Annotated in this window: 1 protein-coding gene; it reads left to right on the forward strand. The window is 49.9% G+C overall.

Annotated features, from left to right (window positions below):
* Positions 1-170: 170 nt before the first annotated feature.
* The coding region (locus tag AC1DLB_RS30195; protein WP_477786307.1) for a hypothetical protein at positions 171-1308 on the forward strand (1138 nt) is incomplete at its 3' end.

Below are 1308 nucleotides of genomic sequence, written 5' to 3' on the forward strand. Positions count from 1 at the left end.
GGGTTGTAGATAACTCTATCCCTACCGCGACAGTCACTCGCTCCCTGGCCATTATCTTTTATCTCGCTTCACAGAGACTCTGTATCAGAATTCACGGAAGAATATCAGGAATTTTGCACGCTATCAGAGCCTCTGATATCGTGATGAAATCGTGATACGGAAGAATGGCCATGGTTGATTTTACCAGCTACGACCACGACCTCCCTGAGAGGCGTGACCTGATCGAGCTCAAGGTCTATGTAGAGAGTGTGCTTGGTCTCAAGCTGCGCTTAAAACCGTGGGAGCACGTCAAAATCCTTCCGTATGTGCTGCGTGACCGATACGAATTTTTCGTCACGGAAATCTTGGGTGCCAAGTGCCTTATCCTCAAGGAGCATCCACAGCGGGAAGCTAGCGTTGCGGATGTAGCCAAGCATATGCAGGCAATCAACAAGCTGCTGGAGAAGAAGTTGCCCGAAACCAGTGACCTCATGGTTTTCGTCACAGACGCGCTCCCGAGCTATGACAGAAAACGACTGGTCGAGAAAGGCGTCCAATTCATCGTGCCGGGAAACCAGCTTTATCTTCCAGCGTTTGGAATGGATTTGCGTGAGTACTACAGGCAGCGCCTGGAAAAACCTCAGGTTCTGAGCCCCGCCACTCAATCCATGCTTATTCAATTATTGATCAAAGGATGGCAGCCCCGGTTACTGACCACTCGCTCTACTTTCGAGAAGTCCTTTGCCTACGCAAAAATGACCGTTACCAGAGCCATCAAAGAGCTGACCGATCTGGACATCGTTCAGCCTGGAAAGGAAATGGGTGAAGCCGCGATCTTTTTTCACTTGTCTCCTAAAGAGACTTGGGAAATGGCGAAAGACTACATGCGTACGCCGGTCAAAAAAACGCTTTGGTTAAATGCAATTCCTGAGGCGTTTGACACCCCAATGCTGCTGGCGGGGGAGGCGGCCCTGGCAGAGATGAGCCTTCTCGCCAGTCCAAAAGTACCTGGCTTTGCAATGACGACTGCGCAGTTCGATCACATTCGAGAGCTTGCTCAGTCTGATCACCTCCAAAAAGTGAATACGGCATATGGGGTAGAGATCGGCTTTTGGGGCTCGACTTCAAAGACGGCCAAATCTAAACGCGAGACCACGTTTCCCTATTTTGAGGTGCCGCAAAACCATGCAGCGTGCTGCATCCAGTTTTGGAACTATGAGCCACTGCACAGCAACATAGCTATTGGAGTTGTCGACCCATTTTCTCTCTATCTAAGTCTCAAGGATGACCATGATGACCGGGTGCAAATGTGTTTGGATGAAATGATGG

This window comes from Pseudomonas sp. 05N434, from assembly GCF_056396965.1.